This is a genomic window from Pseudomonas cremoricolorata (genome assembly GCF_000759535.1).
GTDB lineage: Bacteria > Pseudomonadota > Gammaproteobacteria > Pseudomonadales > Pseudomonadaceae > Aquipseudomonas > Aquipseudomonas cremoricolorata_A.
Genome location: NZ_CP009455.1, coordinates 1,172,227 through 1,194,283, shown reverse-complemented (window position 1 = coordinate 1,194,283; position 22,057 = coordinate 1,172,227). Strand labels below are relative to the sequence as shown.

General features: G+C 63.4%; 20 protein-coding genes. 14 read left to right on the top strand and 6 right to left on the bottom strand.

The window, feature by feature from the left end:
- Window positions 1–18 precede the first annotated feature (18 nt).
- On the bottom strand, window positions 19–990 hold the full coding sequence (gene tauA / locus LK03_RS05065; RefSeq protein ID WP_038411349.1) for a taurine ABC transporter substrate-binding protein: 972 nt from the start codon (window positions 988–990) through the stop codon (window positions 19–21).
- A gap of 462 nt (window positions 991–1,452) precedes the next feature.
- Between tauA and LK03_RS05060 the strand changes: the two genes are divergently transcribed.
- From LK03_RS05060 to LK03_RS05010, 11 genes are all read left to right on the top strand, one after another.
- Window positions 1,453–2,769, top strand: coding sequence for an OprD family outer membrane porin (locus tag LK03_RS05060; protein ID WP_038411348.1), 1,317 nt, complete (start codon window positions 1,453–1,455; stop codon window positions 2,767–2,769).
- Between the two features lie 207 nt (window positions 2,770–2,976).
- Window positions 2,977–3,615: a peroxiredoxin gene (locus LK03_RS05055; RefSeq protein WP_028693256.1), complete on the top strand. Its 639-nt coding sequence runs from the start codon at window positions 2,977–2,979 to the stop codon at window positions 3,613–3,615.
- Between the two features lie 198 nt (window positions 3,616–3,813).
- Window positions 3,814–4,407 carry an NADPH-dependent FMN reductase gene (ssuE, locus tag LK03_RS05050; protein ID WP_038411347.1) on the top strand — a complete coding sequence of 198 codons (594 nt, stop codon included), beginning with the start codon at window positions 3,814–3,816 and terminating at the stop codon, window positions 4,405–4,407.
- Between the two features lie 91 nt (window positions 4,408–4,498).
- A complete protein-coding gene (locus LK03_RS05045) occupies window positions 4,499–5,464 on the top strand; it encodes a sulfonate ABC transporter substrate-binding protein (protein WP_038411346.1) in 966 nt (321 codons plus the stop codon).
- A 58-nt stretch (window positions 5,465–5,522) separates the two neighbouring features.
- Window positions 5,523–6,671, top strand: coding sequence for an FMNH2-dependent alkanesulfonate monooxygenase (gene ssuD, locus LK03_RS05040; protein ID WP_038411345.1), 1,149 nt, complete (start codon window positions 5,523–5,525; stop codon window positions 6,669–6,671).
- Between the two features lie 9 nt (window positions 6,672–6,680).
- On the top strand, window positions 6,681–7,478 hold the full coding sequence (gene ssuC, locus LK03_RS05035) for an aliphatic sulfonate ABC transporter permease SsuC (RefSeq protein ID WP_028693260.1): 798 nt from the start codon (window positions 6,681–6,683) through the stop codon (window positions 7,476–7,478).
- On the top strand, window positions 7,475–8,287 hold the full coding sequence (gene ssuB / locus LK03_RS05030; protein ID WP_038411344.1) for an aliphatic sulfonates ABC transporter ATP-binding protein: 813 nt from the start codon (window positions 7,475–7,477) through the stop codon (window positions 8,285–8,287). Before ssuC ends, ssuB begins: the two co-directional genes overlap by 4 nt.
- Window positions 8,288–8,337: 50 nt before the next feature.
- Complete coding sequence (locus LK03_RS05025) at window positions 8,338–8,553, top strand: TOBE domain-containing protein (protein ID WP_027595183.1); 216 nt, start codon at window positions 8,338–8,340, stop codon at window positions 8,551–8,553.
- 187 nt (window positions 8,554–8,740) lie between these two features.
- Complete coding sequence (locus LK03_RS05020) at window positions 8,741–9,241, top strand: sigma-70 family RNA polymerase sigma factor (RefSeq protein WP_038411343.1); 501 nt, start codon at window positions 8,741–8,743, stop codon at window positions 9,239–9,241.
- The gene (locus LK03_RS05015) at window positions 9,238–10,227 is read left to right on the top strand and encodes a FecR domain-containing protein (protein WP_049870430.1); all 990 of its coding nucleotides are present in this window, start codon (window positions 9,238–9,240) and stop codon (window positions 10,225–10,227) included. The genes LK03_RS05020 and LK03_RS05015 overlap by 4 nt, the downstream gene beginning before the upstream one ends.
- A gap of 206 nt (window positions 10,228–10,433) precedes the next feature.
- Window positions 10,434–12,821 carry a TonB-dependent siderophore receptor gene (locus LK03_RS05010; protein WP_038414613.1) on the top strand — a complete coding sequence of 796 codons (2,388 nt, stop codon included), beginning with the start codon at window positions 10,434–10,436 and terminating at the stop codon, window positions 12,819–12,821.
- A 75-nt stretch (window positions 12,822–12,896) separates the two neighbouring features.
- On the opposite strand, the gene LK03_RS05005 is transcribed toward LK03_RS05010, so the two are convergent.
- From LK03_RS05005 to LK03_RS04995, 3 genes are all read right to left on the bottom strand, one after another.
- Window positions 12,897–13,532, bottom strand: coding sequence for a TetR/AcrR family transcriptional regulator (locus LK03_RS05005; protein ID WP_038411342.1), 636 nt, complete (start codon window positions 13,530–13,532; stop codon window positions 12,897–12,899).
- The gene (gene gshA / locus LK03_RS05000; RefSeq protein ID WP_038411341.1) at window positions 13,532–15,124 is read right to left on the bottom strand and encodes a glutamate--cysteine ligase; all 1,593 of its coding nucleotides are present in this window, start codon (window positions 15,122–15,124) and stop codon (window positions 13,532–13,534) included. The genes LK03_RS05005 and gshA overlap by 1 nt, the downstream gene beginning before the upstream one ends.
- A 263-nt stretch (window positions 15,125–15,387) precedes the next feature.
- Window positions 15,388–17,712 (bottom strand): Tex family protein, encoded by a 2,325-nt coding sequence (locus tag LK03_RS04995; RefSeq protein ID WP_038411340.1) that lies wholly within the window; start codon window positions 17,710–17,712, stop codon window positions 15,388–15,390.
- A 228-nt stretch (window positions 17,713–17,940) separates the two neighbouring features.
- On the opposite strand from LK03_RS04995, the gene ompR reads away from it, so the two are divergent.
- Together ompR and LK03_RS04985 are read left to right on the top strand one after the other, a co-directional pair.
- The gene (ompR, locus tag LK03_RS04990) at window positions 17,941–18,681 is read left to right on the top strand and encodes an osmolarity response regulator transcription factor OmpR (protein ID WP_038411339.1); all 741 of its coding nucleotides are present in this window, start codon (window positions 17,941–17,943) and stop codon (window positions 18,679–18,681) included.
- A 115-nt stretch (window positions 18,682–18,796) separates the two neighbouring features.
- Window positions 18,797–20,110, top strand: coding sequence for an ATP-binding protein (locus LK03_RS04985; RefSeq protein ID WP_028693269.1), 1,314 nt, complete (start codon window positions 18,797–18,799; stop codon window positions 20,108–20,110).
- A 49-nt stretch (window positions 20,111–20,159) separates the two neighbouring features.
- Here LK03_RS04985 and rimK read toward each other — a convergent pair whose 3' ends face one another.
- Together rimK and LK03_RS04975 are read right to left on the bottom strand one after the other, a co-directional pair.
- Window positions 20,160–21,065: a 30S ribosomal protein S6--L-glutamate ligase gene (rimK, locus tag LK03_RS04980; protein ID WP_028693270.1), complete on the bottom strand. Its 906-nt coding sequence runs from the start codon at window positions 21,063–21,065 to the stop codon at window positions 20,160–20,162.
- A complete protein-coding gene (locus LK03_RS04975; RefSeq protein WP_038411338.1) occupies window positions 21,062–21,544 on the bottom strand; it encodes an ATP-dependent zinc protease family protein in 483 nt (160 codons plus the stop codon). The genes rimK and LK03_RS04975 overlap by 4 nt, the downstream gene beginning before the upstream one ends.
- A gap of 109 nt (window positions 21,545–21,653) precedes the next feature.
- Between LK03_RS04975 and LK03_RS04970 the strand changes: the two genes are divergently transcribed.
- Window positions 21,654–22,055 carry an RNA-binding S4 domain-containing protein gene (locus LK03_RS04970; protein WP_038411337.1) on the top strand — a complete coding sequence of 134 codons (402 nt, stop codon included), beginning with the start codon at window positions 21,654–21,656 and terminating at the stop codon, window positions 22,053–22,055.
- Window positions 22,056–22,057: the final 2 nt, after the last annotated feature.

Here is a 22,057-nt window from a genome sequence, read left to right as displayed (position 1 = left end):
GCTCCGGTCAAGGGCGAATCACTGGGGGATGTACTGGGCGCTGACGTAGGGCGCGTAGTCCGGCAGCACCGCTTCGACCTTGCCTTGCTCTTTAAGGAAGGCGGCAGTGTCGCTCAGGGCCTGGGTGGTCGGTGCGCCAAGCGCCGTGCGCTGATCGGCTGCCAGCGGATAGACGTTGCCTTGCAGCAGCAACGGGATGTCTGCGGGTTTGGCCCCCGACAGGCGCGCCACTTTGCTGATGTTGTCGGCCTTGGCCAACCACGCCTTGGGGTCCTGGCGGTAATCGGCATAGGCGTCCAGGGTGACCTTGGCGAAGGCCTTGACCACCTCGGGGTGCTTGGCCGCAAAGTCCTTGCGCACGATCCAGGCATCGAACGTCGGCGCGCCTTTGCTGGCCAGCTCGCCGGAGGTGATCAGCACCTTGCCGCTTTCCTTGGCCACGCCCAGGGCGGGGTCCCAGACGTAGGTGGCATCGATGTCGCCACGCTTCCAGGCGGCAATGATCGCCGGCGGCGCGAGGTTGAGAATCTGCACCTTGGCCGGGTCGATGTCCCACTGCTTGAGCGCTGCCAGCAGGCTGTAGTGACCGGTGGACACGAACGGTACGGCGATTTTCTTGCCGATCAGGTCGTGTGGGGTATCGATGCCGTTGCGCGCCACCAGGGCCTCACCGGCACCGATCTGGGTGGCGATGAGGAAGGTCTCGATCGGCAGCTTGCGGGTGGCCGCCGCGGCCAGGGGGCTGGAGCCAAGATACCCGATCTGTACGTCGCCCGAGGCCACGGCGGTGATGACATCCGCGCCGTTGTCGAACTTGCGCCAGTCGATGCTGGCCTTGCTCGATTGCTCATAGGCGCCATCAGCCTGGGCCACTTTGGCCGGGTCGACGGTGGTCTGGTAGGCCACGGTCAGGTCGGCGGCCTGGGCGGCCCAACTGGCGCTGGCCAGAGCGATGGCGGCGAACAGACGCAACGGAGCATGGACGATCATGGAGCATTCCTCGGCAGACGATCAGGGATGAGCGAATGCTGTGAAGGCTAAATGATCTAAAAAAACAAATATAAATAACTTTTAAGAATTAGCTTAGGCGGCTGCCGTTGGTCGCTGGATGCGGCTTCACGTTGCTGCCCGTGAGACACACCTGACGCAGCGGTAGGACAGCCGTTTGAGCCTTACTTTGTGGAATAAAAAACCGCTTGCTCGAATGCGCTCGATGAAAAGGGCTCAAGGTTATTCCGCAAAAATCTTACAAATTTGGAAAACAATCATTCTTGATTTATCAGATTGTCATTATTCTGTAGCCCGTTTGGCGTATTAGACCAAAGTCGCGAAACGAACTGTAACGATTGACTTCGCGAGGACGCTTTGGCGCTAATCGCCAATCCACGGTGAGCACGGCATCAGACCAGGCCACTGCAGACGCACAAAAATTAGAACGTAGAGGAGCACATCATGTACAAGTCCAGCCTGGCTCTGGCCGTGGCCCTGGGGGTTTTCGCCCAACAAGCAGCAGCTGCCGGTTTCGTTGAAGACAGCAAGTTGTCGGTCAGCTCGCGCACCATGTACTTCGACAACAACAACCGTGAAGTCCACAGCAACCCGCGCCCTGATCAGCGCGAATCGGGTCAAGGCTTCAAGCTCGACTACATCTCCGGCTTCACCCAAGGCACCGTGGGCTTTGGTGTAGACGCACAGGCCCTGTGGGGTATTCACCTCGACGGCGGCCGCGGCTACCACAAGTCGGGCTTCTTCCCCAACGACGGTGATGGCTCTGCCAGCCAGTGGGCACGCTTGGGCGCAAACGCCAAGGCGCGCTTCTCCAAGACTGAAGCGCACTTCGGTAGCGCGCTCGCCCCGAGCCTGCCGATTCTGGTTTCCAACGACGGTCGTCTGCTGCCACAGACCTTCGAAGGCGGCACCATTCAGTCCAAAGAAATCGACAACCTGACCATCAACGCCGGTCAGCTGACCCACGCCATGGGCCGTGCGTCGAGCAACCGTACGGGTCTGTCGGTCAATGGTGCTACCGAAGACAGCAACAAGTTCCGCTACGGTGGCCTGGACTACAAGCTCACCAAAGACCTGACCCTGCAGTACTACTACTCGAACCTGGAAGACTTCTACAAACAGCACTTCCTGGGCGCGACCCACCTGTTCCAGATCGACAAGGATCAGTCGTTCAAGACCGACCTGCGCTTCTTCGACAGCAGCAGCGACGGCAAGAACGGTGAAGCCGGCTACCGCTTCAACAACAACGGCGGCTACGCCAAGAACCCAGGCAAGGTCGACAACAAGACCTGGTCGGCCATGTTCACTTACACCCTCGGCAGCCATGCCCTGTTGGTCGGCCACCAGCGCGTCAGCGACGACGGTGGTTTCGTCTGGCTGAACCAGGGCAGCCTGGTCAACGAAGGTGCAGCGGGCGCAAGCTTCTACCTGTTCACCGACAGCATGCTCAACCAGTTCGCCAAGGCCGGTGAAAACACCACCTTCGGCCAGTACTCGTACGACTTCGCTAGTCTCGGCGTACCGGGCCTGAAGGCGTCGGTTTCGTACCTGCGCGGCGAAGACGGCAAGAATGCCAGCGGCAACGGTACCTTCAACGAGTGGGAGCGCGATGCGCGCATCGACTACGTGATCCAGGAAGGCCCGCTCAAAGGCCTGGGCACCAGTCTGCGTCATGGCGTATACCGTGGGTCGGGCGCCAGCTCGCTGGCTGACCAGGATCAGACCCGTCTGATCTTCAACTACACCTACAACTTCCTGTAAGGCGTAGCTGGAGCGGGGCGTTCGCGAGTCGATATCGCGTTCAAGGCCCTCAACCTGAAAACCCTGCCCCTTGCGGCAGGGTTTTTTACGATACGAATCTAATATTCCTAAATCTTATAAATAAATCGATATTTATTCTTTTTAATTTATCGGCGGCACAGGCACATTGCTGACATCAGGCCTGACTCAGCATAGGAGCCGCACCCCATGAGCCTCAAACTTGGCGACATCGCCCCCGATTTCGAACAGGACTCCAGCGTCGGTACGCTGCGCTTTCACCAGTGGCTGGGTGACAGCTGGGGGGTGTTGTTTTCCCACCCTGCCGACTTCACCCCGGTGTGCACCACCGAACTGGGGCTGACCGCCAAGCTCAAGGACGAATTCGCCCAGCGCGGGGTCAAGGCCATCGCGCTGTCGGTCGACCCGGTCGAATCCCATCACCGCTGGATCGACGACATCAACGAAACCCAGAACACCGTGGTGAATTTCCCCATCATCGCCGACGCCGACCGCAAGGTCTCCGACCTCTACGACCTGATTCACCCCAACGCCAGCGACACCCTGACGGTGCGCTCGTTGTTCGTCATCGACCCGCACAAGAAAGTGCGTCTGACCATCACTTACCCAGCCAGCACCGGGCGTAATTTCAACGAGATTCTGCGGGTGATCGACTCACTGCAGCTGACCGACAGTCATAAGGTGGCGACGCCCGGCAATTGGCAGGACGGCGACGATGTCGTGATCGTGCCGTCACTCAAGGACGAAGACGAAATCAAGCGACGCTTCCCCAAAGGCTATCGCGCCGTGAAGCCGTATCTGCGCCTGACCCCGCAACCCAATCGCTGAACCTCATTGATTGCCTCGCGCTTGCCTAACAGGGATTTTCGGGCCGTTTCGACGGCCCTTTTTTTTGCTTTGCCGAAAAGTCGCGGGTGCGTGACGTCCATTAATTAATAATGGAATAAGCAAATGAAAAAATATGATTTCTAGCTATATGAAAGTGCTGGTAACGTCACCCCCAACTGAACACAAGGAAACGTCGTGATGCTGGTCGTCTCAATCGGTGGAAGCCCCAGTCCTCGTTCGCGCTCAGGCGTGCTGCTCGAGCATTCGCGCCAATGGCTGCAGGAGCGTGGCGTGGAAGTAGTGAGTTTCCAGGTACGTGACTTTGCCGCCGAAGACCTGCTCCACGCGCGTTTCGACAGCCCTCAGGTCAAGCACTTCCAGGACGTCGTGGCCCAGGCCGACGGCCTGATCGTCGCCACTCCGGTGTACAAGGCGTCGTTTTCCGGCGCGCTGAAGACCTTGCTCGACCTGCTGCCTGAGCGTGCTCTGGAACACCGCATCGTGCTGCCGATCGCCACTGGCGGCAGCATCGCCCATATGCTCGCGGTGGACTATGCACTCAAGCCGGTCCTGGCTGCGTTGAAGGCGCAAGAGACCCTGCACGGGATCTTCGCCGACGACAGCCAGATCAGCTACGGCCAGGGCGACACCCCGGCGCAGCTCGCGCCGGTACTGCAGGAACGCTTGCTCGACTCGCTGCAGACGTTTCACCTGGCCTTGGCCCGGCGCCCACAGGCCGTGGCACCAGGGGTGCTCAACGAACGGCTGATCAGCGCTCGCTGGAGTATCTGATCGGTTTTACCGCTGTACTGCTTTTCCACCTTACTGGCCCGCCAACGGGCAAGCAGGTGCAACCCGAACCTCATTCGTACAGGAGAGCGCTATGCGCACAGTCTTCTTGCGTCGTGGTCTGGTCGCCCTGTTTGCGGCGGCCGTGTCCTACGGCGTCATTACCCAGGCCCAGGCTGAAACCCTGCGCATCGGCTATCAGAAATACGGCACGCTGGTGCTGCTCAAGGCCAAGGGCTCGCTGGAAAAGCGCCTGGCCGAGCAGGGCATCAAGGTGCAATGGACCGAATTTCCAGGTGGCCCGCAGTTGCTCGAAGGGCTGAACGTCGGCTCGATCGACTTCGGCGTCACCGGCGAAACCCCACCGGTCTTCGCCCAGGCCGCGGGCGCCGACCTGCTGTATGTCGCCTATGAACCGCCTGCGCCCCACAGCGAGGCGATTCTGGTGCCCAAAGGCTCGGACATCCAGGCGGTGAAAGACCTCAAGGGCAAGAAAGTCGCCCTGAACAAAGGCTCCAACGTGCACTACTTGCTTGTGCGTGCGCTGCAGAACGCCGGCCTGCAATACAGCGACATTCAGCCCGTCTACCTGCCCCCGGCCGATGCCCGCGCCGCCTTCGAGCGCGGCAGTGTTGATGCCTGGGTGATCTGGGACCCGTACCAGGCGGCTGCCGAGCAGCAGCTGCAGGCACGCACCCTGCGCGACGGCGAAAACCTGGTCGACAACCATCAGTTCTACCTGGCCACCCGCAACTACGCCACCCAGCATCCCGCGGTGATCAGCACCTTGATCGAAGAAGTGCGCACGGTGGGCGAGTGGTCGCAGGCCAACCCGCAGCAAGTCACCGACCAGGTTGCGCCGCTGCTCGGGCTGCCCGCCGACATCACCCTGACCTCGGTCAAGCGCCAAGGCTATGGCGCTGCGCCGCTCACCCCCGAGGTGGTCGCCGCGCAGCAGAAGATCGCCGACACCTTCCAGGCGCTCAAGCTGATTCCCAAGCCCCTGAGCATCAAGGACGTGATCTGGACCCCACCTGCCAAGGTCGCCAGCGCGCCTTGATTGATTCGCCAGCGGCGGCCCGGTGCCGGCGCTGCTCACCCTTGAGGAGACAACTCCAATGAGCCTGAATATTTTCTGGTTCCTTCCCACCCACGGCGATGGCAAATACCTCGGCACTGCCGAAGGCGCGCGGGCGGTCGACCATGGCTACCTGCAACAGATCGCCCAGGCTGCCGACCGCCTTGGCTTCGGCGGCGTGCTGATCCCTACCGGACGCTCCTGCGAGGACTCCTGGCTGGTGGCCGCCTCGCTGATTCCGGTCACCGAGCGGCTGAAATTCCTCGTCGCGCTGCGCCCTGGGATCATTTCCCCCACCGTCGCGGCGCGCCAGGCCGCGACCCTCGACCGACTGTCCAATGGTCGCGCACTGTTCAATCTGGTGACCGGCGGTGACCCCGACGAGCTGGCTGGCGACGGCCTGCACCTGAGTCATCAGGAGCGCTACGAAGCCTCGGTGGAATTCACCCGCATCTGGCGCAAGGTGCTCGAAGGCGAAACGGTCGACTACGACGGCAAGCATTTGCAGGTCAAAGGCGCCAAGCTGCTCTATCCACCGGTGCAGCAACCGCGGCCGCCGCTGTACTTCGGTGGCTCGTCGGAGGCAGCGCAGGACTTGGCTGCCGAGCAGGTCGAGCTGTACCTGACCTGGGGCGAACCACCGGCGGCGGTTGCCGAGAAGATCGCCGTAGTGCGCGAGAAAGCTGCCGCGCAGGGCAGGGAAGTGCGCTTCGGTATTCGTCTGCACGTGATCGTGCGCGAGACCAACGAAGAAGCCTGGGCGGCCGCAGATCGGCTGATTTCGCACCTGGACGACGACACCATCGCCCGTGCCCAGGCCTCGCTGGCGCGCTTCGATTCGGTGGGACAACAGCGCATGGCTGCCCTGCATGGCGGCAAGCGTGACCAGCTCGAAGTCAGCCCCAACCTGTGGGCCGGGGTCGGGCTGGTGCGTGGGGGTGCCGGGACTGCACTGGTCGGTGATGGCCCGACCGTAGCGGCGCGGGTCAAGGAATACGCAGCGCTGGGCATCGACACCTTCATCTTCTCCGGCTACCCGCACCTGGAAGAATCCTACCGGGTGGCTGAACTGCTCTTCCCGCACCTGGACGTGCAGCGCCCCGAGCGGCCTACAAGCTGCGGTTATGTGAGTCCGTTCGGCGAGATGGTGGCCAACGACATCCTGCCCAAAGCCGCGTCGCAGAGCTGAGGGGCGATCATGAGTACGACATCTTCCAACACCCTGGCCAAGCGCCTGGCGCCCTGGGCCTTGCCGGTTCTGCTGCTGGCACTGTGGCAACTGGCGGTCAGCGCCGGCTGGCTGTCCACGCGCATTCTGCCGGCGCCCAGCGCGGTCATCAGTGCCGGCGTCGAGCTGGTGCGCAGTGGCGAAATCTGGACGCACCTGGCGATCAGCGGCTGGCGCGCAGGCCTCGGCTTCGCCATCGGCGGCAGCATCGGCCTGGTGCTGGGCTTCATCACCGGGCTGTCGAACTGGGGTGAGCGTCTGCTCGACAGCTCGGTGCAGATGATCCGCAACGTGCCGCACCTGGCGTTGATTCCGCTGGTGATTCTGTGGTTCGGCATCGATGAGTCGGCGAAGATTTTCCTGGTCGCCCTGGGCACCTTGTTCCCGATCTACCTGAACACCTACCACGGCATCCGCAACGTCGACCCGGCGCTGGTGGAGATGGCGCGCAGCTACGGGCTGTCGGGCTTTGCCCTGTTCCGCCAGGTGATCCTGCCCGGCGCCCTGCCATCGATTCTGGTCGGTGTGCGCTTCGCCCTGGGCTTCATGTGGCTGACCCTGATCGTCGCCGAAACCATTTCCGCCAATGCCGGCATTGGCTACCTGGCGATGAACGCCCGGGAATTTCTGCAAACCGACGTGGTAGTGCTGGCAATCGTGCTGTACGCGGTGCTCGGCAAACTGGCCGACCTGGCCGCACGGGGGCTGGAGCGCGCCTGGCTGCGCTGGCACCCGGCCTACCAAGTGGCGAAGAAGGAGGGCGCATGACCGTGCTCAAGCAACAACCCCCGCACCTGCTGCGCGGCATCCCGCTGGCGACCCGCGACCTGCGCAAGACCTTCGGCAAGCGCGAGGTACTGCGCGGCATCGACCTGCACATTCCGGCGGGGCAGTTCGTCGCTATCGTCGGGCGCAGTGGCTGCGGCAAGAGCACCTTGCTGCGCCTGCTGGCCGGCCTCGACCTGCCCAGCCAGGGTCAGTTGCTGGCTGGCGCGGCGCCTCTGGCCGATGCCCGCGAGGAAACCCGCCTGATGTTCCAGGACGCCCGGCTGCTGCCGTGGAAGAAAGTCATCGACAACGTCGGCCTGGGCCTGTCGGGCAACTGGCGTGAACAGGCGTTGCAGGCGCTGGATGCGGTCGGTCTGATCGACCGCGCCAACGAGTGGCCAGCGGCATTGTCGGGCGGGCAGAAACAGCGCGTAGCGCTGGCCCGTGCGCTGATCCACGAACCGCGCCTGCTGCTGCTCGACGAACCCCTAGGCGCGCTCGATGCGCTGACCCGCATCGAGATGCAACAACTGATCGAGCGACTCTGGCGCCAGCACGGTTTCACCGTCCTGCTGGTGACCCACGATGTCAGCGAAGCGGTGGCGGTGGCCGACCGGGTCATCCTCATCGAAGACGGCGAAATCGGCCTCGACCTGGAAGTCGATCTGCCCAGGCCCCGCGCACGCGGTTCACACCGCCTGGCGGCGCTGGAAAGCGAAGTGCTCAACCGTGTCATGTCGGTGCCGGGCGCCCAGCCCGAACCCGACCCTGTAGCACCCCTGCCTACGCAACTGCGTTGGGCGCACTGAACCCTGAAACCCTGAAGTACCGCATCCAACCACTCTCGAAGGAAATAGCCATGACCATCAAAGCGATCAACGTCCGTAACCAGTTCAAAGGCACCGTGAAAGAAATCCTCGAAGGCCCGGTGTTGTCGGAAATCGATGTGCAGACCGCCTCAGGCGTCGTCACGTCAGTCATCACCACCCGCTCGGTGCGCGAGCTGGAATTGCAGGTGGGCAGTGAAGTGATTGCCTTCGTCAAATCGACCGAGGTGTCGATCGCCAAGTTGTAATGCCTGGCAGGGTTGCTTGCGCTACTGATCTGCGCCCCAAAAGTGGACGGATGTCCAACCAAGGGAAGCGCCGATCAGTGCGCTAGCCCCTGGCCGGCATCCAGAGTTACCCAGCCCAATTGCAAATCCCCCACCACTTGCTCACAATGCGACCGGTTATCATTTACGCTGCGTCCGGACGCGCTCTATGCCCTCTCACAACCACGGCGTGACTACGCTCTACCTCGACCATCACCGTTGGCTGCATGCCTGGTTGCACGGCAGGCTGGGCAATGCCGCGGACGCGGCCGATCTGGTTCAGGAAACGTTCGTTCGCCTGCTCAACCGCCGCGAGCGGCTCGAACTGAAAACCCCGCGGGCGTTTCTGCGCACGGTGGCCAAGGGTCTGGTCATCGATCACTGGCGGCGCGGCGAAATCGAGCGGGCCTATCTGGAAGCGCTGGCCCAGCGTCCTGACCTGGAATCGCCTTCACCTGAATCCCGCGAGTTGGTTTTTGAATTGCTCGAGCGTATCGCGCGGATGCTCGACGGCTTGAAACCCAAGGTCCGCCAGGCCTTTCTGCTGGCGCAATGCGAGGGCTTGAGCCATCCGCAGGTCGCTGCGCGCATGGGCATTTCGCTGCGCTCGGTCGAGCGCTACGTCGCCGATGCGCTGTACCACTGCTACCTGTTGCGATACGGCGCGTGAGCGGCGCACAGGCGCGGCAGCTGCCTTGCGAGGCGGTGGTCAGGCAAGCCATCGAATGGTCGTTGCGCTTGCAGGTTCACCCCTGCGACACCGCCTTGTACGAGCAGTGCCAGCGCTGGCGAACCCACGCTGCCGAGCATGAGCGTGCCTGGCAACAGGTGCAGGCGCTCACTGGCGAATTGAGTCAGCAGTTCGCCGCGCTGCCTGCATCCGGTCTGGCGATCGAAGCGCTGGAGCAGAGCCAACAACGCCTGCACCGGCGCCAGGCCTTGAAGCTGTTGTCGAGCGTGGCGGTAGTGGGCTCGGCCGCCTGGTTCGCCCGCGACGTGGCACCCATGCAGCAGTGGCGCGCCGACTACGCCACCGGCATTGCCCAGCGTGGCAGTTTCCACCTGGCCGATGGCACCTCGCTGCAACTGAACACCGACAGCGCGGTGAACCACGCTGTCGGTGAGGGGCGCCGATCGATCACCCTAACCCGTGGGGAAATTCTGCTGGATACCGCGACCTCGCAGCCTGGTGAAGGCCGGTCGCTTCTGCAGGTTCACAGCGGTCACGGCGTGTTCGAAACCCTGGCCGGGCGCTTCGTGGTGCGCCGCGACGAGCGCCAGACCCGCCTGAGCGTGATCGCGGGTGAAGTGCTGGTGCGGCCTATGAAGGGTCAGCCGGTGCAGGCACGCGCCGGCCAGGACTATCGGGTCAGCGCGATCCAGGCACACCTGGTGCCTGACCCGGACATGGACGCCAGCGCATGGATCGACGGGCTGATCGTCACCCGCGGCATGCGCCTGCGCGACTTCCTCGCGGAAGTGGCGCGTTATCGCCGGGGGCGTGTGGCGTGCAGTGACGATATCGCCGACTTGCGGCTTTCCGGGGTGTTTCGCCTGCAAGACACCGACAAGCTGCTGGCCGTGCTGCCACGGACGTTGCCCGTGCAGGTCGATTACCGCACACGCTGGTGGGTGACCCTGCGACGACAGGCGTGATTTTTTGGCGGGTTTCCCGAGGTCGTGCGGCTAAAGAGCAATTCCCTCTTCAACCCCTTCTTCCATGGAAGCCCCCGATGACCCGGCAACTGACTCCTTTTCTCGCGCATTCGTCCGTCGCTTGCGTTCGTGCACCACGCACCCGGCTAGGCAGCGCGATCAGGCTCGCGACCTTGACCACTGCGTTGGGCATCACCGCTTTGCCCATGCTGAGCCTGGCCGAGGAAACCGCAGCGGTAGCCGCCAGCACTCGCGCCTACACCATTGCACCAGCTCCGCTGGGCGAAGCACTGAACCAGTTCGCCCGTCAGGCTGGCATCACCCTGTCGGTCACGCCCCAGCAGACGGCCGGCGTGCAGTCTGCCGGTTTGCAGGGCCAATACTCGGTCGAGCAAGGGTTGGCGATGCTGCTGGGTGCCAGTGGCTTGCAGGCGGTGGCCACCGACAGCGGAAGTTACGTGGTGCGCAGCGCTGAAACCGAGGCGTTGTCGTTGTCGGCAACCGACATCCGCAGCTTCACCTTGGGCAACGCCCTGGGCAGCACCGAAGGCTACAACGCGTCGCACAGCCAGATCGCGACCAAGACCAGTACCGCATTGCTGGAAACCTCACAGTCGGTGTCGGTGGTGACCCGTCAGCAGATGGACGACCAGGGCGCGCAGACCGTCGCCCAGGCCATGCGTTACACCCCCGGCGTGCTGACCAACCCCTATGGTGCCACCCACCGCTACGACTACGTCGCCATGCGCGGCTTCAATGACGGCGCTGTGGATAACATCTACCTCGACGGCCTGAAGTCGATGGGCGACAGTGGCACCTTCAGCACCATGCAGGTCGACCCGTACTTCCTCGAACGCGTGGATATTCTCAAAGGCCCTTCGTCAGTGCTCTACGGCCGCAGCTCTCCCGGTGGCCTGGTGGCGCTGACCAGCAAGAAACCGCTGTACACGCCTTATCACCAGATCCAGGCAACCGTCGGCACCCAGGGTCAACGTGGCGTGGGCTTCGATTTCAGCGGGCCGGTCGATGACGACAAACGCATCGCTTACCGGCTGATCGGCCTGGCGGACAAATCCGATACACAATTCGATCATGCCGAAGAAAAGCGCTACGTCATTTCGCCGACGGTCAGCATCGACTTTTCCGAAGACACCTCGCTTACCCTGCAGGCCTATCTGCAGCACGATCCCGAAGGCGGCTATCACGGCGGCGTGCCGGCGGATGGCGCCCTGCACAAGCGCAATGGCCGACGTATTTCCGAGCACTTCTTCGACGGCGAGCCGGATGTCGACGGCTATAGCCGCGATCAGAAGTCGTTCAGCTACCAGTTCGAACATCGCATCAATGATGTCTTCACCGCGCGCCAGAACTTCCGCTACCAGGACTCGAAGGTCAACATCGACCAGATCTACAGCTATGGCTGGACCACACCGACCAGCAACCAGCTGAACCGCTACTACACCGGCGGCGACGAGCGCCTGCATGCCTTCATCATCGACAACATGCTGCAAGCCGACGTCTTCACCGGCAGCGCCAAGCACACGCTGCTGCTGGGCGCTGACTACCAGCGGCGTAAGACCGTGGTCGACTGGACCAGCGGCGCCGTGGCCCCGCTCGATGCCTTCGATCCGGCCTACGGCAACGATGCGATCGACTACTACAGCCCCACCAGCTACCTGCGGCGCCTGGAGCAAACCGGGGTGTATGCCCAGGACTTGATCGAGTGGGATCAATGGCGTTTCTCGCTGGGCCTGCGCCACGATTGGGTCACCACCTCGGACGAAAACCGCATCGCCGAGGCCGCGCGCCCGCAAGGCACCGAGATCGAAGACAAACGCACCAAGACCACCGGCCGTGCCGGCGTGCTGTATCTGTTCGAAAACGGCATTGCGCCGTACCTGAGCTATTCGCAGTCGTTCAACCCCAACTCCTATTCCGACAGCGCCGGCAACCCGCTGGCGCCCACCGACGGCACCCAGTTGGAGGCCGGCCTCAAGTACCAGCCGCCGGGCACGGACAATCTGTTCACCGCTTCGGTGTTCCACATCGAGCAGGAAAACCTCGCCTCCAAACTGCCCCAGGAGAACTTCTACCGGCCCGTCGGCGCGGTGCGCTCGCAGGGCCTGGAGCTCGAAGCGCACCTGCAGCTGACCGACAACTTCAAGCTGCTGGGCAGCTACACCCTGACTGACATCGAGTATTCGAAGTCGATGCCGAGCACCTTGAGCACACCAGGCAATGTCATCGACAACAAAAGCAACTCACCGACTCAGGCGCCCAAGCACATGGCGTCGCTGTGGGGTGACTACGCGTTCGACAGCGGTGCGCTGGATGGCCTGCGGGTGGGCGGTGGCGTGCGTTACGTCGGCTACAGCTGGGCCGATGCCGAGAACACCATGAAGGTGCCGTCGTACACGCTGTTCGACGCCTCGGTGGGCTATGACCTGGGCAAGGTGGGGCTCAAGGGCGTGGATGTGCGGGTCAATGCCAACAACCTGACCAACGAATCCTATGTGGCGTCGTGTGCGAGCCTGAGCTTTTGCTACATGGGCGAAGAGCGCAACGTGAATGCGACGGTGAGTTATCAGTTCTGAAGGGCCATTCGCGGCTCACGCCGCTCCTACGGGGTCAATCTGTAGGAGCGCACAAGCCGCGATGGACCGCGACGCTCAAACCGCCGCGTTCTTTTGCAGATACACCGGCAGATACATCCCCAGATACGCCTCGAACACGCGCATGCCTTCCTCGGCCATGCGCGGGGTAATTACCTCGTGCTGCTGGATCGAGCGGGCATAGACACGGTCGCTCAACGCCAGCGCCAGGGCGAATACCTCGACATCGTCAGGCAGGGCCGGCAACTGGAAATGCTGTTCGAACAGCTGGTGCAGCAGCTTGTCCAGTTCGAGATCGTGCTTTCGGTCGGCCTGGCTCACCTCGTTGAGCCCGTGCTGGGCGAGAATCAACTGACGGGCCGCGGCATCGTGGTGATACACCGCCAGCATGCGCTGTTCGAGCAGGCGCGCCAGGTCATGCCAGGTGTGCAAGGTGCTGCTGTCGATGGGCGCCAGCAGCGCCTGGCGGAAGGCGTGGTGGATGTCGCCGGTCAGCGCTTCGAGCAGCGCCGGGACGCTGGCGAAGAAGTGATAGACCGACGACGGCGGAATCTGTGCGCGTTCAGCCACGCTGTAGATCGACAGCCCGGCCACGCCCTGCTCGGGCAGCAGGGCGCGGGCGGCGGCGAGGATCGCTGCGATCCGCGCCTGGCTGCTGGCGCGCGGCCGACGCGGGACGAGCGCGCGGCTCATCAGGTACTGATGGCCAGGATGCTGGCCTGGTAGGCACCGACGAACAGGTCGAAATCACCCACTTCCTGCTGTTCGAGGCGAGTCTGCTCGTCCAGCGACTTTCGCGCCATGGCCTCGAACGCCTGTTGCCGCTCGCTGGACAATGGCTGGCTGCGCAGGGTCTCGGCGTGGGCCAGGCTTTGGCGCATGGAGAATGCGGCGAAGCTTTCGTTGTGCTGCTGCATGCTGGCCAGCACCCGTGCCGACGGGGTCTGTGACGGATCGTCGACCTTGGCTTGCTGCGCGCCCAGTGCGTTGACGTGCTCGTCGCTGGCGTTGGCCTGGTCGAGTAACTCGGCGAACGGCCTGATTCGTTCCAGCAGTTCGTTGGCCCAGGTGGTGAGGGGGATCGCCTGGCCATTGCGACTCAGTTCCAGACCCGGGCGCCGGCCTTCCTTGACCACACTGAGGAAGTTGTCGCTGCACTGGCGGCACTCGGCATTGTCCAGCTGTGGACTGTCGTCCAGGGCGCAGAGCAGCAGGAAGGCATCGAGGAAACGCGACTGCGGCAGATCGATGCCCACGGGCAGGTACGGGTTGATGTCCAGGCAGCGCACTTCGACATACTGCACGCCCCGGGCGACCAGCGCCTGGATCGGCCGTTCGCCGGTGTACGTGACGCGCTTGGGGCGAATGTTGGAGTAGTACTCGTTTTCGATCTGCAGCACGTTGGTGTTGAGCTGCACCCATTCGCCGTCTTTGTGCGTACCCACTTCGACATAGGCCGGGTAGGGCGTTGCCACCGCTTTGCGCAAACTGTCGGTGTAGCTCTGCAGGTCGTTGTAGCAGGGCGTCAGGCCGGCCTGGGCATTGCTCTGGTAACCCAGGTCGCTCATGCGCAGGCTGGTGGCGTAGGGCAGGTACAGGGTGGTGGCATCGAGCTGTTCGAGCTGGTGCGCACGGCCGCGCAGGAAGCCCGCATCCAGTGCTGGCGAGGCGCCGAACAGGTACATCAGCAACCAGCTGTAGCGGCGGAAGTTGCGGATCAGTCCGATGTAGGTTCGGGACTGAAAGTCGCGGTCGCTTTCCTGGCTGCCCTCGGCGGCACGCAGCAGCGGCCACAGGGCTTCAGGCAGGGAAAAATTGTAGTGAATGCCGGCGATGCATTGCATGGTGCGTCCGTAACGCAGGGCCAGGCCCTTGCGGTACACGTGCTTGAGCTTGCCGATGTTCGAGGTGCCGTACTCGGCGATGGGAATGTCTTCCTCGGCCGGCAATGCGCACGGCATCGACGGGCTCCACAGGTACTCGTCGCCAAGACCGGTGTAGACGAAACGATGGATGTCTTCGAGGTTTTCCAGCACCTGGGCCGGGTCGGTCAGCGCCGGAGTGATGAACTCCAGCAGCGATTCGGAATAGTCAGTGGTGATCTGCTCGTTGGTCAGTGCCGAGCCCAGCGTGTGCGGATGCGGGGTCTGGGCCAGGCGACCTTCGGCGGTCACACGAAGGCATTCACGTTCAATGCCATGCAGACACTGCGCGAGCAGGGGAAGATTGGCGCTGAGCAGGCTCAGGCGGCTGTTGAGGAGGTCGCTCAAGATGTATTCCTTCACGCGTCAGTCGCCCCAATATGGGGGTGGAAGTGACGGTCTACAAGGGTAGGAAAAAAGGAACTGGCGTGGTCGCCTGGTTTACGCGGTTCCAGCAGTGCCACAGCAGTATGGAAAATACCGCAGATACCAATTGGTGAGCTAGACCGGGGAGAAGGTTCCTTGGACATTGCTGGACTGCCATGTCGCCCTCGAGCGTGCCAGTGTCGGGCTGCGAAGCAGCCCCACTGGGTATTGCCTGAACGAACGGTATCAGGGCATCACGCTCACTTCTTCTTCAACTGGCGAGCATTGGCGAACAGTGCCGCCATGGCATTGTTGGCCGGCGCTGGCGCGGCAGTTTCGCGCGGGCGCGGTGCCTGCGCCGGACGATTGCCCCCGGCGCCACGGCCGCCGCCACGCTGGCCGTCGACCTTCTCGCCTGGGGTATCGCTCATGCGCATGGACAGGCCGACCCGTTTGCGCGGGATATCCACCTCCATCACCTTGACCTTCACCACGTCACCGGCCTTGACCGCTTCACGCGGATCCTTGACGAACTTCTCCGACAGCGCCGAGATGTGCACCAGACCATCCTGATGGACACCGATGTCGACGAACGCACCGAAGTTGGTGACGTTGGTCACCACGCCTTCGAGGATCATGCCAGGTTCCAGGTCCTTGAGGTCTTCGACGCCATCCTGGAAGGTCGCGGTCTTGAACTCGGGACGCGGGTCGCGACCGGGTTTGTCCAGCTCCTGGAGGATGTCGGTGACCGTTGGCAGGCCGAAGGTTTCGTCGGTGAAGCGCTTGGGGTCGAGGCGCTTGAGGAAGCCGCTGTCGCCGATCAGCGAGCGGATGTCGCGCTCGGTGCCGGCCGCGATGCGCTGCACCAGCGGGTAGGCTTCCGGGTGTACGGCCGAAGCGTCCAGCGGGTTGTCGCCGTTCATCACGCGCAGGAAGCCTGCGGCTTGCTCGAAGGTTTTTTCGCCCAGGCGGCTGACTTTCTTCAGCGCCGCACGGGTGGCGAACGGGCCGTTGGCGTCGCGGTGGGCGACAATGTTCTGCGCCAGGGTGGCGTTTAGGCCGGAGATGCGCGTGAGCAGCGCCACCGACGCGGTGTTGACGTCGACACCGACGGCGTTCACGCAGTCTTCCACTACTGCGTCCAGGCCGCGCGCCAGCTTCACCTGCGACACGTCGTGCTGGTACTGGCCAACGCCAATGGATTTTGGCTCGATCTTCACCAGTTCGGCCAACGGATCCTGCAGGCGGCGGGCGATCGACACCGCGCCACGAATCGACACGTCCAGATCAGGGAATTCGCGGGCGGCCAGCTCGGAGGCCGAGTACACCGAGGCGCCGGCTTCCGAGACCATGACCTTGGTCATCTTCAGCGCGGGGTACTGCTTGATCAGGTCGGCGGCCAGCTTGTCGGTCTCGCGGCTGGCGGTGCCGTTGCCGATGGCGATCAGTTCCACCGAGTGCTTGGCGCACAGCGCGGCCAGCACGGCCAGGGTGCGATCCCAGTCGTTGCGCGGCGCGTGCGGGTATACGGTGGCGGTGTCGAGCAGCTTGCCGGTGGCATCGACCACCGCCACCTTGCAGCCGGTGCGCAGGCCCGGGTCCAGGCCCAGGGTGGTGCGCGGGCCGGCGGGGGCGGCCAGCAGCAGGTCGTGCAGGTTGTGCGCGAAGACGTTGATCGCCTCGCTCTCGGCGCTGTCACGCAGTTCGCCGAGCAGGTCGGTTTCCAGGTGGGTGTAGAGCTTGACCTTCCAGGTCCAGCGCACCACCTCGCCCAGCCACTTGTCGGCGGCGCGGCCACGGTTCTCGATGCCGACGTGTTCGCCGATCATCTGCTCGCACGGGTGCAGAGTGCCGGGCAGCTCTTCGCCGACCTTCAAGGACGCGCTGAGCATGCCTTCGTTGCGGCCGCGGAAGATCGCCAGGGCGCGGTGCGACGGCACGCTGCGCAGCAGTTCGTCATGGGCGAAGTAGTCGCGGAACTTGGCGCCTTCCTCTTCCTTGCCCGGCACCAGTCGGGCACTGAGCACCGCTTCGTGCTTGAGGAAGGTGCGCAGTTTCTCGAGCAGGCTGGCGTCTTCGGCGAAGCGCTCCATGAGGATGTACTTGGCACCTTCCAGCGCAGCCTTGACGTCGGCCACGCCCTTGTCGGCATCGACGAAGCGTGCGGCCTCGGTTTCCGGCGCCAACTGCGGATCGCCGAACAGGGCATCGGCCAACTCGCCGAGGCCGGCTTCCAGGGCGATCTGACCCTTGGTGCGGCGCTTTTGTTTGTACGGCAGGTAGAGGTCTTCGAGGCGGGTCTTGGTGTCGGCGAGCTGGATGTCGCGGGTCAGCTCCGGGGTCAGCTTGCCCTGTTCCTGGATGCTGGCGAGGATGCTCGCGCGGCGCTCGTCGAGTTCGCGCAGGTAGCGCAGGCGCTCGTCGAGGTGGCGCAGTTGGGTGTCGTCCAAGCTGCCGGTGACCTCTTTGCGGTAACGGGCGATGAAGGGCACCGTCGAGCCTTCGTCCAACAAGGCTACGGCCGCCGCGACCTGCTGCGGGCGAACGCCCAGTTCCTCGGCGATACGGCTGTTGATGCTGTCCATGAGAACTACCTGACAATGGGTGAATGCGTGAGGCCGCGGGCGGGCGGCAAGCCCGGCGCTGCTCGGTCAAGGCCGGGGATTATACGCATCGCATCCGGCTTGCGGTGATGGCCCCCGGCCACCTGCGCAGGTGGGAAGTGGCGCCCCGGGAAAAATCTGCTAACAATGCACACGGCACGGGCTACAGCGGCTACGCCATAATGCCGGCCGACATCAGAGGAGCTATTCATGAGTGGCACTGCAAACAACGCTGAAGGCGAAAAGATTCTCATCGTCGATGACGATCCGGGGCTGAGCAACCTGCTTGAGCGTTTCTTCACCAGCAAGGGCTACCGTGCCCGCGCCGTGCCCAATGTCGAACAGATGGATCGCCTGCTGGCGCGCGAGGTGTTCAACCTGGTCGTGCTCGATCTCATGCTCCCTGGCGAAGATGGACTGTCGGCCTGCCGTCGGCTGCGCGCCGCGAACAACCAGATCCCTATCATCATGCTCACCGCCAAGGGCGATGAGCTCAGCCGCATCAAGGGCCTGGAGCTGGGCGCGGACGATTACCTGGCCAAGCCCTTCAACCCCGACGAACTGGTGGCGCGGGTCAAGGCCGTGCTGCGCCGGCAATCGCCGAGCGTTCCCGGCGCCCCGGGCAGCGAAGACGAAACCGTCACCTTTGGCGACTACGAGTTGTCGCTGGCGACCCGTGAGCTCAAGCGCGGCAACGAGGTGCACATGCTCACCACCGGCGAGTTCGCCGTGCTCAAGGCACTGGTCATGCATGCCCGCGAGCCGATGACCCGCGACAAGCTGATGAACCTGGCCCGGGGTCGCGAGTGGGATGCCTTGGAGCGCTCCATCGACGTCCAGATTTCCCGCCTGCGGCGCATGATCGAGCCCGACCCTTCCAAGCCGCGCTACATCCAGACGGTGTGGGGCGTCGGCTACGTGTTCGTACCGGACGGCAACGCCAGTAAATGAAGCCCCGTTCGCGGGCGCTCCCTGATGCAGCAGGGCGATCCTCGGTGATCGCCCTGTTTGCGTTCGCGTTGGGCCAGCGGCATCGCTGCGCCCCTGTCATTCAGCAGTTGGTCCGATGAAAACGCCTCTCTGGTTCCCGCAAAGCTTCTTCTCTCGCACCCTCTGGCTGGTGCTGATCGTCGTGCTGTTCTCCAAGGCGTTGACCCTGGTCTACCTGCTGATGAACGAGGATGTGCTGGTCGACCGTCAGTACAGCCACGGTGTGGCCCTGACGCTACGCGCGTACTGGGCCGCCGATGAAGAAAACCGTGATCAGATCGCCGAGGCAGCCGGGCTGATCCGCGTCACCGGCGCCGGCGTGCCGGAAGGCGAGCAGCACTGGCCCTACAGCGAAATCTATCAACGCCAGATGCAGGCCGAGCTGGGCGAAGACACCGAAGTGCGTCTGCGTATCCATGCGCCACCGGCGCTGTGGGTCAACGCGCCAAGCCTGGGGCCGGGCTGGCTGAAAGTGCCGCTCTATCCGCACCCGTTGCGCGGTCAGAAGATCTGGAACGTCTTGGGCTGGTTCCTCGCCATCGGCCTGCTGTCCACGGCCTCGGCGTGGATTTTCGTGCGTCAGCTGAACCAACCGCTCAAGCGCCTGGTATTCGCCGCACGGCAATTGGGCCAGGGCCGCAGTGTGCGCCTGCCGATCAGCGATACCCCGAGCGAGATGACCGAGGTGTATCGCTCGTTCAACCAGATGGCCGAAGACGTCGAGCAAGCCGGGCGCGAGCGGGAACTGATGCTCGCCGGAGTTTCCCACGACTTGCGCACACCGCTCACGCGCCTGCGGCTGTCGTTGTCGTTGATGGACGCGGAACACGACCTCACCGACGACATGGTCCGCGACATCGAAGACATGGACGCCATTCTCGACCAGTTCCTCGCCTTCATTCGCGATGGGCGTGACGAGCCTGTGGAGGAGGTCGACCTCAATCACCTGATTCGTGAAGTGGTGGCCCCGTACAACCAGCCCGAGGAACAGGTGCGCCTGTGCCTCGAGCCGATCCCGCCCTTCCCGCTGCGGCGGGTGTCGCTCAAGCGCATGCTCGGCAACCTGATCGGTAACGCCTTGCATCATGGCGGACAGGCGGTGGAAGTGGCGGCCTATGTGTCGGGCGACCACAGCGCGCCCTACGTGGTGCTCAGTGTGCTCGACCGTGGCGCCGGCATCGACGAGTCGGAGCTGCAAAGCATCTTCAACCCGTTCATTCGTGGCGACCGCGCCCGTGGCGGCAAGGGCACCGGCCTGGGCCTGGCGATCGTCAAGCGCATCGCAGCCCAGCACGGCGGCAACGTCGAGCTGCGCAATCGTTCAGGTGGCGGGATCGAAGCCCGGGTGCGGTTGCCGCTGGGGCTGCTGTTGCCGCGCAACGCGGTCTGAGTGCAGGGCAGTTGCTGCGCCTGGGCGGCGCAGCGTGCCTGACGGGTCGTCAGCCTTTGCCCTTGGTGCGGGTCTGGTTCGGGCCGCCGTTCTTTTCCAGATGCTCGATGATCATTCCGGCCACGTCCTTGCCGGTGGTCACCTCGATGCCCTCAAGGCCCGGCGAGGAATTCACCTCCATCACCAGCGGGCCGTGATTGGAGCGCAGAATGTCGACCCCGGCCACGCTCAGGCCCATGACCTTGGCCGCGCGAATGGCCGTCATGCGTTCTTCCGGGGTGATCTTGATCAGGCTGGCCACGCCGCCGCGGTGCAGGTTGGAGCGAAACTCGCCGGGCTTGGCCTGACGCTTCATCGAGGCGATGACCTTGTCGCCGACCACGAAACAACGGATGTCCGCCCCGCCGGCTTCCTTGATGTATTCCTGGACCATGATGTTCTGTTTCAGGCCCATGAACGCCTCGATCACCGACTCGGCCGCCTTGGTGGTCTCGCACAGCACCACGCCGATGCCTTGGGTGCCCTCCAGTACCTTGATCACCAGGGGCGCGCCGTTGACCATCTGGATCAGGTCGGGGATGTCGTCTGGGGAGTGGGCGAAACCTGTGACCGGCAGACCGATGCCACGCCGCGACAGCAACTGCAGCGAGCGCAGCTTGTCGCGCGAGCGGGCGATGGCCACCGATTCGTTGAGCGGGTAGACACCCATCATTTCGAACTGGCGCAACACGGCGCAGCCGTAGAAGGTCACCGAGGCGCCGATCCGTGGAATCACCGCATCGAACCCTTGCAACGGTTTGCCGCGGTAGTGGATCTGCGGCTTGTGGCTGGCGATGTTCATGTAGGCCCGAAGGGTATCGATGACGACGACTTCATGACCACGTTGGGTACCGGCCTCGACCAGACGGCGGGTTGAATACAGACGCGGATTGCGCGACAGCACGGCGATCTTCATGCGGCACCTGTGGCAGGAAAGGTAGTTGCCGGGTAGGCCGGCTTGTCCTGAACGTATTTCAAACCTGGGTTCACTACCAGTTGACCGTGAACCAACGCTTTCGAGCCAATCAAAAGGCGATATCGCATGCGCTTGCGGCAGGCGAGGGTGAATTCCACCTCCCAAAGCCGGTCGCCCAATGCCAGGGACGTGCGAATGACGTAACGCATCTGCTCGTGGCCGTTGGAGCTTCTGATCAGGCGCATGCTTACCAGCGGTGCTTCGCACGGGTGATCGCGCAACTGCTTGAGGCTGCCTAGATGCGCGATGAACCGTACCCAGGGCTCGCCGTCGCGCTCGAACGGTTCGATCTCGGTGGCGTGCAGGCTGGAGGTGCTGGCGCCGGTGTCGATCTTGGCGCGCAGGTTGGCAACGCCCAGGCCGGGCAGGGCGACCCATTCGCGCAGGCCGATCACACTCAGATGGTCAAATGTCTTCACATAACGCGCCTTGTGGATAAGGGGGTGAACTGTAAGCACCACGCGGACTTTTTGCATCCGCCAGTGAAGGTAGTACAGTTCCGTGAACGACTGAATTCGAGGAATCGGGATGACCGCCAAAGGCGAAGATGACGACAAGGTCCGCCTGGATAAATGGCTATGGGCAGCACGTTTCTATAAAACCCGGGCGCTGGCCAAGGCAGCGATCGAGAGCGGCAAGGTGCATTGCCGCGGCGAACGCTGCAAACCGGGCAAGGAGCCGCGCGTGGGCGACAGCTTCGTGCTGCGCATGGGCTTCGATGAAAAGACCGTGGTGGTCAAGGCGCTGTCCGCCGTGCGCCGCGGGGCGCCCGAGGCACAACTGCTGTATGAGGAAACCGAAGACAGCATCCGTCGCCGCGAGCAGGCTGCCCAGTTGCGCAAGGCCGGTGCCACCGGTGTCACCACCGATGGCCGACCGAACAAGAAGCAGCGACGGCAGATCCATCAACTGCATGGCCACTTCGGCTGAGC

Bases quoted from the DNA above. Each gene is read 5' to 3' on its own strand.
- tauA (WP_038411349.1), bottom strand. From the start codon at position 990: ATGATCGTCCATGCTCCGTTGCGTCTGTTCGCCGCCATCGCTCTGGCC.
- LK03_RS05060 (WP_038411348.1), top strand. From the start codon at position 1,453: ATGTACAAGTCCAGCCTGGCTCTGGCCGTGGCCCTGGGGGTTTTCGCC.
- LK03_RS05055 (WP_028693256.1), top strand. From the start codon at position 2,977: ATGAGCCTCAAACTTGGCGACATCGCCCCCGATTTCGAACAGGACTCC.
- ssuE (WP_038411347.1), top strand. From the start codon at position 3,814: ATGCTGGTCGTCTCAATCGGTGGAAGCCCCAGTCCTCGTTCGCGCTCA.
- LK03_RS05045 (WP_038411346.1), top strand. From the start codon at position 4,499: ATGCGCACAGTCTTCTTGCGTCGTGGTCTGGTCGCCCTGTTTGCGGCG.
- ssuD (WP_038411345.1), top strand. From the start codon at position 5,523: ATGAGCCTGAATATTTTCTGGTTCCTTCCCACCCACGGCGATGGCAAA.
- ssuC (WP_028693260.1), top strand. From the start codon at position 6,681: ATGAGTACGACATCTTCCAACACCCTGGCCAAGCGCCTGGCGCCCTGG.
- ssuB (WP_038411344.1), top strand. From the start codon at position 7,475: ATGACCGTGCTCAAGCAACAACCCCCGCACCTGCTGCGCGGCATCCCG.
- LK03_RS05025 (WP_027595183.1), top strand. From the start codon at position 8,338: ATGACCATCAAAGCGATCAACGTCCGTAACCAGTTCAAAGGCACCGTG.
- LK03_RS05020 (WP_038411343.1), top strand. From the start codon at position 8,741: ATGCCCTCTCACAACCACGGCGTGACTACGCTCTACCTCGACCATCAC.
- LK03_RS05010 (WP_038414613.1), top strand. From the start codon at position 10,434: ATGCTGAGCCTGGCCGAGGAAACCGCAGCGGTAGCCGCCAGCACTCGC.
- LK03_RS05005 (WP_038411342.1), bottom strand. From the start codon at position 13,532: ATGAGCCGCGCGCTCGTCCCGCGTCGGCCGCGCGCCAGCAGCCAGGCG.
- LK03_RS04995 (WP_038411340.1), bottom strand. From the start codon at position 17,712: ATGGACAGCATCAACAGCCGTATCGCCGAGGAACTGGGCGTTCGCCCG.
- ompR (WP_038411339.1), top strand. From the start codon at position 17,941: ATGAGTGGCACTGCAAACAACGCTGAAGGCGAAAAGATTCTCATCGTC.
- LK03_RS04985 (WP_028693269.1), top strand. From the start codon at position 18,797: ATGAAAACGCCTCTCTGGTTCCCGCAAAGCTTCTTCTCTCGCACCCTC.
- rimK (WP_028693270.1), bottom strand. From the start codon at position 21,065: ATGAAGATCGCCGTGCTGTCGCGCAATCCGCGTCTGTATTCAACCCGC.
- LK03_RS04970 (WP_038411337.1), top strand. From the start codon at position 21,654: ATGACCGCCAAAGGCGAAGATGACGACAAGGTCCGCCTGGATAAATGG.